The 7,647-nt window shown below is 70.9% G+C and carries 6 protein-coding genes; 5 read left to right on the forward strand and 1 reads right to left on the reverse strand.

Going from position 1 to position 7,647, the window contains the following annotated elements; all coding sequences use genetic code 11:
* Positions 1 to 296 precede the first annotated feature (296 nt).
* Positions 297 to 833 carry a bacterial proteasome activator family protein gene (locus HW445_RS12690; protein ID WP_180221133.1) on the forward strand — a complete coding sequence of 179 codons (537 nt, stop codon included), beginning with the start codon at positions 297 to 299 and terminating at the stop codon, positions 831 to 833.
* A 116-nt stretch (positions 834 to 949) separates the two neighbouring features.
* Here HW445_RS12690 and HW445_RS12695 read toward each other — a convergent pair whose 3' ends face one another.
* Positions 950 to 2,575, reverse strand: coding sequence for a protein kinase (locus HW445_RS12695; protein WP_180221134.1), 1,626 nt, complete (start codon positions 2,573 to 2,575; stop codon positions 950 to 952).
* 387 nt (positions 2,576 to 2,962) lie between these two features.
* Here HW445_RS12695 and HW445_RS12700 point away from each other — a divergent pair, with 387 nt between their 5' ends.
* The 4 genes from HW445_RS12700 to HW445_RS12715 all read left to right on the forward strand — a co-directional run.
* Positions 2,963 to 4,657: a protein kinase gene (locus HW445_RS12700; RefSeq protein ID WP_180221135.1), complete on the forward strand. Its 1,695-nt coding sequence runs from the start codon at positions 2,963 to 2,965 to the stop codon at positions 4,655 to 4,657.
* A gap of 525 nt (positions 4,658 to 5,182) precedes the next feature.
* Entirely contained in the window at positions 5,183 to 6,385 is a 1,203-nt protein-coding gene (gene pdhA, locus HW445_RS12705) for a pyruvate dehydrogenase (acetyl-transferring) E1 component subunit alpha (protein WP_180221136.1), read from the forward strand.
* A gap of 2 nt (positions 6,386 to 6,387) precedes the next feature.
* Positions 6,388 to 7,395 (forward strand): alpha-ketoacid dehydrogenase subunit beta, encoded by a 1,008-nt coding sequence (locus HW445_RS12710; protein WP_180221137.1) that lies wholly within the window; start codon positions 6,388 to 6,390, stop codon positions 7,393 to 7,395.
* Positions 7,396 to 7,409: 14 nt separating this feature from the next.
* The coding region (locus HW445_RS12715; protein ID WP_306673315.1) for a biotin/lipoyl-containing protein at positions 7,410 to 7,647 on the forward strand (238 nt) is incomplete at its 3' end.

Genomic DNA, 7,647 nt, shown 5'->3' on the forward strand with positions numbered 1-7,647 from the left:
CTGCCCGCCCGCGGGGGCGTCGTCGTGGCCGTCGCGGACGGTTTCGGAGAACCGGCCGCGAGGGCCGGCATGGGAGTGAGAAGTCCGGGCAGGAGCAGTGCGGCCGCCAGTGCCCGTCGGCCGTGGGTGGCCATACCGATGCCCCCCTGCTGATACGGAGCCCGAGAGCGACACGCTCAGCGTCACACGCGGCCGAGAACGTGGCATCCCGGGTGATCCGGACGGAGTATCAACCGACTCGTCGGGCAAGGACGGTAGTGACGGTGCTGGGACAACAGGTGCGAGAGAATGGCGGCATGGAGATGCCGAGGAACGAAAGGCCGCACGAGAACCCGCAGATCCTGGTGGTCGGCCAGGACGGTATGGCTCTCGGAGGCGGCGGGGACGACGAGTCCCGCGAGACCCCGGTGACCGAGCAGGTGGAACAGCCTGCGAAGGTCATGCGGATCGGCAGCATGATCAAGCAGCTGCTGGAGGAAGTGCGCGCCGCGCCTCTCGACGAGGCGAGCCGGGTGCGCCTGAAGGAGATCCACGCCAGCTCGGTGAAGGAGCTGGAGGACGGTCTGGCCCCGGAGCTCGTCGAGGAGCTGGAGCGGCTCTCGCTGCCGTTCACCGACGAGGGCACGCCGAGCGACGCGGAGCTGCGGATCGCGCAGGCGCAGCTGGTGGGCTGGCTGGAGGGCCTTTTCCACGGCATCCAGACCACGCTGTTCGCCCAGCAGATGGCTGCGCGGGCCCAGCTGGAGCAGATGCGCCGCGCCCTGCCGCCGGGTGTCGCCGCAGACGGCGACGACGTCCGTGCCACCGGCCGCTCGGGTGGCCCCTACCTGTGACCGTGATGCCCTGACCGACGTCCGTCGTCCTGACGTACGTTCCGACCTGGACGGAGACGGGCCCGGGCCGGCGCGCGCAGCGCCGGCCCGGGCCCGTCTCCGTCGTCCCGGCCGGACTACTCGGAACGTCCGGTCGAGATCTCCAGCTCGATCTCGACGTTGTCCTCGTCGACCTCGGTCCCCGGCTTGGGGAACTGGCGGACGACCATGTCGTCACCCCACGTGGTGTCGGGGACTTCCTTGGTGTCGTAGTGCCAGCGGCCGTCCTGGAGGCAGGCCTGCACGGAGGGCCAGTACTTGTACCGGAAGTCCGGGATGACGATCTTGCTCTCGTCGTCGTAGGCCTCGTCCGGTTCGCTGCACTCCGCGGCGTCGATCGTCTTGTCCTTCTCCGGCCCCTTGTAGTCGTCGGCCGGGTCGGCGGACGCGGAGGCCGTGGTGCCCCCGCCGCCGGTGGTGGTGGTCTTCGCGTCGTCCTCCGGGAGCATCAGGGCGGCGACCACGCCGCCGGCCACCAGTACGGCGGCCACGGCCCCGATGAGCACGGATCTGTTCTTCCCGCCCCGGTCGCCGGGCCGGCCGCCCGGGGCGGTGCCGGGACCGGTGGGGTAGCCCGGTCCGGGGGGTGCCGGGGTCGTGTACACCGGCTGCGGCTGCTGGTAGCCGCCGGAGTGCGGGTAGCCGTAGGCCGGCGGCGGCGTCCCGTAGGGGCCGGGCGTGGGCGTCTGCGGCTGGTACGGCGTGTGCACGTCGACCGGCGGCGGCGTCTGCTGCCCGACAGGCGGGAAGACGGCCGAGCCGACGCCCGCGCCGCTCTGCTGGGCGGTGCCCGGGACGATGCTGGGGGCGACCTGCTGGAGCGACTGCATCACCCGCAGGCACTCGTCGCGCATCGCCACGGCGCTCGGGAAGCGCTCGTTCGGGTTCTTGCGCAGCGCCCGTGCGACCAGCGCGTCCACCGCCGGGGGCAGCGACCGGTTGATCGAGGAGGGCGCCACCGGCTCCTCCTGGACGTGCGCGTAGGCGATGGCCAGCGGGGAGTCGGCGTCGAACGGCAGCCGGCCGGTGACCAGCTGGAAGAGCATGATGCCGACCGAGTACAGGTCGGAGCGGGCGTCCACGCCCCGCCCGAGCGCCTGCTCGGGCGACAGGTACTGCGGGGTGCCGACCACCATGCCGGTCTGGGTCATGGAGGTGACCCCGGACTGCATGGCGCGGGCGATACCGAAGTCCATGACCTTGACCACGCCGCGCTTGGTGACCATCACGTTGCCGGGCTTGATGTCCCGGTGGACCAGACCCTCCTCGTGGCTGATCTCGAGCGCCGCCAGGACGTCGGCGGTGATCTTCAGCGCCCGGTCGGCGGGCATGGCGCCCTGCCGGTCGATGTCGGCCTGGAGCACCGAGCCCAGCGGGCGGCCCTCGACGTACTCCATGACGATGTAGGGGGTCGTCAGCTCGCCGAGGACGTCCTCGCCGGTGTCGAAGACCGAGACGATGTTGGTGTGGGCGAGCTTGGCGACGGCCTGCGCCTCGCGGCGGAACCGCTCGCGGAAGGCCTGCTCACGGCCGAGCTCGGTGTGGAGGGTCTTGATGGCGACCTGGCGGTCCAGGACCGTGTCGTAGGCGAGGTGCACGGAGGCCATGCCGCCCTGGCCGAGGAGGTCGCGGAGCTGGTAGCGCCCGCCCGCGAGTGACTGTCCCGCGTACCGGCCATGGCTCTGTGCGCCGTCCTGGCTCATCTGTGTGCGTCCCCCATCGGCTTCGGCACGGCGGCAGCGGCCGGAAGCCGTCCCGCGAGTGGGTGTCGACCGTGATCGACCATCTCTTTCCCGGCCAAGTCTGCCGTAGGGCCCAGACACGTCAAGCGTGGTGCCCGTTCCGTGACCGTACGCGAAGGAAGCGTCGCGGAAGCGTTACTCGATCTCCTCGCCGGATACCGGAGATTTGCATGTCACGCCTGCTACCGGGTTTGATGGCCGGTCCGTCTCCGGCCGCGTCGGCGGGGTGCCTCCCCGACCGGATCCTGCGGCCGACCCCGGACGGAGGGGTCCGGGAAGCCTGTAGCGTGGCTGACGGAGACCGCAACAACACTGCGCGCACCGCGGGCAGAAAGACGGCGAGGACTGATGGCACAGCAGCATCCCGCTCAGGGCCCGTCCGATCCCGAGGCGGCCGGCGGTGGCATGTCTGACGCGCCGGATAATTGGGGCAACGGCGGACTGGTAGGCGACGGACGATATCGGCTGACCCGCAGACTCGGGCGGGGCGGCATGGCCGAGGTGTTCGCGGCCGAGGACGTGCGCCTCGGGCGCACCGTGGCGGTGAAGCTGCTCCGCGCGGACCTCGCCGAGGACCCGGTGTCCAAGGCCCGCTTCACCCGCGAGGCCCAGTCGGTGGCCGGGCTCAACCACCACGCGATCGTCGCCGTGTACGACTCCGGCGAGGACGTCGTGGACGGCTCCTCGGTCCCGTACATCGTGATGGAGCTGGTCGAGGGCCGCACCATCCGCGAGCTGCTGATCGAGTCGGAGGCTCCGGGCCCCGAGCAGGCGCTGATCATCGTCTCGGGCGTCCTCGAGGCGCTGGCCTACTCCCACCAGCACGGCATCGTGCACCGTGACATCAAGCCGGCCAACGTGATCATCACGCACAACGGCGCGGTCAAGGTCATGGACTTCGGCATCGCGCGCGCCCTGCACGGCGCGCAGTCGACCATGACCCAGACCGGCATGGTGATGGGCACCCCGCAGTACCTGTCCCCCGAGCAGGCGCTCGGCAAGGCCGTCGACCACCGCTCGGACCTGTACGCCACGGGCTGTCTGCTCTACGAGCTGCTGGCGCTGCGTCCGCCCTTCACCGGCGAGACCCCGCTGTCGGTGGTGTACCAGCACGTCCAGGACATCCCGCTCCCGCCCTCCGAGACGAGCAGCCAGGTGCCGCCGGAGCTCGACGGCCTGGTGATGCGCTCCCTCGCCAAGGACCCGGACGACCGGTTCCAGACGGCCGAGGAGATGCGCGGGCTGGTCCAGTACGCCCTGGAGATGCTGTACGAGCAGGGCGGCCACACCGGCAGCTGGAACACCGGACCGGTCCTCGCCAACGGCGGCGGCCGGGGCGGCGCGGGCGCCACCGCGGCGACGGCCATGCTGCCGCAGGGCGGCCACCCGGGCATGGGCGGCGGACGCCCCGGCGCCGGCTCGTCGACGACGCAGATCCCGCAGCCGATGATCCCGTCGTACAACCCCGGCGACGACGGCGGCTACACCGGTGGCGCGGGCGGTTCCGGCGGCGGCCGGGGCAAGATGCTGCTGCTGGCCGCGCTGGCGGTGATCGCCGTCGTGGCCGGTGTGGCGCTGGCGATGAACGGCGCCGACGAGATCAACGGCAAGACGCCGAAGGAGACGCCGAGCACCTCGCAGCCCTCCGCACCGGAGAAGGAGTCGGAGAGTCCCGCCGAGGAGACCCCCGACGAGGAGGACACCGCGGACACCGGCAACGGTGACCAGTGGGACGACTGGCCGTCGGACGACTACACCGGCGAGCCCACCCAGGGCGCCGAGTCCCCCACCACCGGCGGCGGGACCGACGGCGGCAGCGGGAACGGCGGCACCACGAACGGCGGCACCTCCGGCAACGGCAGCACCGGTACGAACGGCGGCACGTCCACGGACGGCGGTACGTCCTCCTCCGACGGCGGCGTCTCCACGGGTACCACCGAGGGCGGCGAGGCCGACGGCGGCAGCAGCACCGGCACCACCGACGGCGGCGAGACCGGCGACGGCGGTGTCATCGGCGACGTGGTCGCCGGAAGCGGCACCTGACCGGGACCGGCACCTGACCGGGGCCGGTACCTGACCGGGCGGTACAGGAAAAAGGGGCGGAGGGGCACATGTGCTCCTCCGCCCCTCGCCGATTCCCGTGGGGAGCTTCGTGCGATCCGGGAAAGCAGGGCACGAATGAGGAGAAAAAGAGCCGTACGGAGTCTTCCGTGAGGCCGCTGTCCGTTATACGGTGCGCGATGTTCCGGCCACCTGCGGAACATGCCGGGGCCGCCACCAGCGGTTCTTCCGACTCCTTTGCGAGATGGTCGGACTTCCGAGTTCTTTTACTTGGAAATCCAATCAAAATCGCAGGTCAGGCGTGGTTTCACGAAATTGCGGAACCGCGGGTAACGTGATTTCTCGCAGGGCGCTCGCCGGGACACTGTCACGCCTGTTCCCGGCCGAGGGCACCCACCCCGTGCGCGCTGTCGGGGCCGGGCGAGTCGTTCCCCCGCGTCCCAAAGGGCGAGGGGGGCATTCCCAGGTCACCCGGCAACCCCGGGTACCGGACGACGGAGGAGCAACGTGACCGTGGAGAGCACTGCCGCGCGCACCCAGCGACGCAGCGCCGCCTCAGGCAAGGCCGGGGCGTCCCGTGGCCGTACGGCGGCGAAGAAGTCGGCCAAGGGCGCCGATCCCGTCACGGCGGAGCCGGAGCTGGTGCAGCTGCTGACTCCCGAGGGACAGCGGGTGAGCAACCCGGAGTACGACGCGTACGTCGCCGACATCACGGCGGACGAGCTGCGCGGCCTGTACCGGGACATGGTGCTGACCCGGCGTTTCGACGCCGAGGCCACCGCCCTCCAGCGTCAGGGCGAGCTGGGCCTGTGGGCCTCGCTGCTCGGCCAGGAGGCGGCGCAGATCGGCTCCGGCCGGGCGCTGCACGACGACGACTACGTCTTCCCGACCTACCGCGAGCACGGCGTCGCCTGGTGCCGCGGGGTCGACCCGACCAACCTGCTGGGCATGTTCCGCGGCGTGAACCACGGCGGCTGGGACCCCAACACCAACAACTTCCACCTGTACACGATCGTCATCGGCTCGCAGGCGCTGCACGCCACCGGCTACGCCATGGGCGTCGCCAAGGACGGCGCGGAGAGCGCGGTCATCGCGTACTTCGGCGACGGCGCCTCCAGCCAGGGCGACGTGGCGGAGGCCTTCACCTTCTCGGCCGTCTACAACGCGCCGGTGGTGTTCTTCTGCCAGAACAACCAGTGGGCGATCTCCGAGCCGACCCACCGCCAGACCCGGGTGCCCCTCTACCAGCGCGCCCAGGGCTACGGCTTCCCGGGCGTCCGCGTCGACGGCAACGACGTGCTGGCCTGCCTCGCGGTGACCAAGCAGGCCCTGGAGCGCGCCCGGCGCGGCGAGGGCCCGACCCTGGTCGAGGCCTTCACCTACCGCATGGGTGCCCACACCACCTCCGACGACCCGACCCGCTACCGCGGTGACGAGGAGCGGGCGGCCTGGGAGGCGAAGGACCCGATCGCCCGCCTGCGCGCGTACCTCCTCGCCGAAACGGACACGAACGAGGGATTCTTCGAGGAACTCGAGACCGAGAGCGAAGCGTTGGGCAGGCGGGTGCGCGAAGCGGTGCGCGCGATGCCCGAGCCGGACAAGTTCGCGATGTTCGAGCACACCTACGCCGACGGTCACGCGCTCGTCGACGAGGAGCGTGCCCAGTTCGCCGCCTACCAGGCGTCGTTCTCCGAGGGTGAGGGGGCCTGACCATGGCTGTGGAATCCGTGAAGACGCTGGAGTCCGTCAAGACGCTGGCGATCGCGAAGGCGATCAACGAATCCCTGCGCAAGGCCCTGGAGACCGACCCCAAGGTCGTCGTCATGGGTGAGGACGTCGGCAAGCTCGGCGGCGTCTTCCGCGTCACCGACGGTCTCCAGAAGGACTTCGGCGAGGAGCGGGTCATCGACACCCCGCTCGCCGAGTCCGGCATCGTCGGCACCGCCATCGGCATGGCGCTGCGCGGTTACCGGCCCGTCGTGGAGATCCAGTTCGACGGCTTCGTGTTCCCCGCGTACGACCAGATCGTCACCCAGCTGGCCAAGATGCACGCCCGCTCGCTGGGCAAGATCAAGCTGCCGGTCGTCATCCGCATCCCCTACGGCGGCGGCATCGGCGCGGTCGAGCACCACAGCGAGTCCCCCGAGTCCCTGTTCGCGCACGTCGCCGGCCTGAAGGTCGTGACGCCGGCGAACGCGTCGGACGCCTACTGGATGATGCAGCAGGCGATCGAGAGCGACGACCCGGTCATCTTCTTCGAGCCCAAGCGCCGCTACTGGGACAAGGGCCAGGTCGACACCGAGGCGATCCCCGGTCCGCTGCACAAGGCGCAGGTCGTCCGCCAGGGCACCGACCTCACGCTCGCCGCGTACGGCCCGATGGTGAAGCTCTGCCAGGAGGTCGCCGACGTGGCCGCCGAGGAGGGGCGCTCGCTGGAGGTGCTGGACCTGCGGTCCGTCTCCCCGCTGGACTTCGACGCCATCCAGGCGTCGGTGGAGCGCACCGGCCGCCTGGTCGTCGTCCACGAGGCGCCGGTCTTCTTCGGTTCGGGCGCGGAGATCGCGGCCCGGATCACCGAGCGGTGCTTCTACCACCTGGAGGCCCCCGTGCTGCGGGTCGGCGGCTACCACGCCCCGTATCCGCCGGCCCGGCTGGAGGAGGAGTACCTGCCCAGCCTGGACCGTGTGCTCGACGCCGTCGACCGCGCGCTCGCGTACTGAGAGGAGGCCGGAACATGAGCACCTCCGTGCGCGAGTTCAAGATGCCCGACGTGGGCGAGGGCCTCACCGAGGCCGAGATCCTGAAGTGGTACGTCCAGCCGGGTGACACGGTCACCGACGGCCAGGTCGTCTGCGAGGTCGAGACCGCCAAGGCGGCCGTCGAGCTGCCCATCCCGTACGACGGTGTGGTGCGCGCCCTGCACTTCCCGGAGGGCACCACGGTCGACGTGGGCACGTCCATCATCGCGGTCG

This window comes from Streptomyces sp. UH6, assembly GCF_013421635.1.
GTDB lineage: Bacteria > Actinomycetota > Actinomycetes > Streptomycetales > Streptomycetaceae > Streptomyces > Streptomyces abyssomicinicus.

Excerpts from the sequence above, each read along its gene's own strand:
- HW445_RS12690 (WP_180221133.1), top strand. The coding sequence starts at position 297 with ATGGAGATGCCGAGGAACGAAAGGCCGCACGAGAACCCGCAGATCCTG.
- HW445_RS12695 (WP_180221134.1), bottom strand. The coding sequence starts at position 2,575 with ATGAGCCAGGACGGCGCACAGAGCCATGGCCGGTACGCGGGACAGTCA.
- HW445_RS12700 (WP_180221135.1), top strand. The coding sequence starts at position 2,963 with ATGGCACAGCAGCATCCCGCTCAGGGCCCGTCCGATCCCGAGGCGGCC.
- HW445_RS12710 (WP_180221137.1), top strand. The coding sequence starts at position 6,388 with ATGGCTGTGGAATCCGTGAAGACGCTGGAGTCCGTCAAGACGCTGGCG.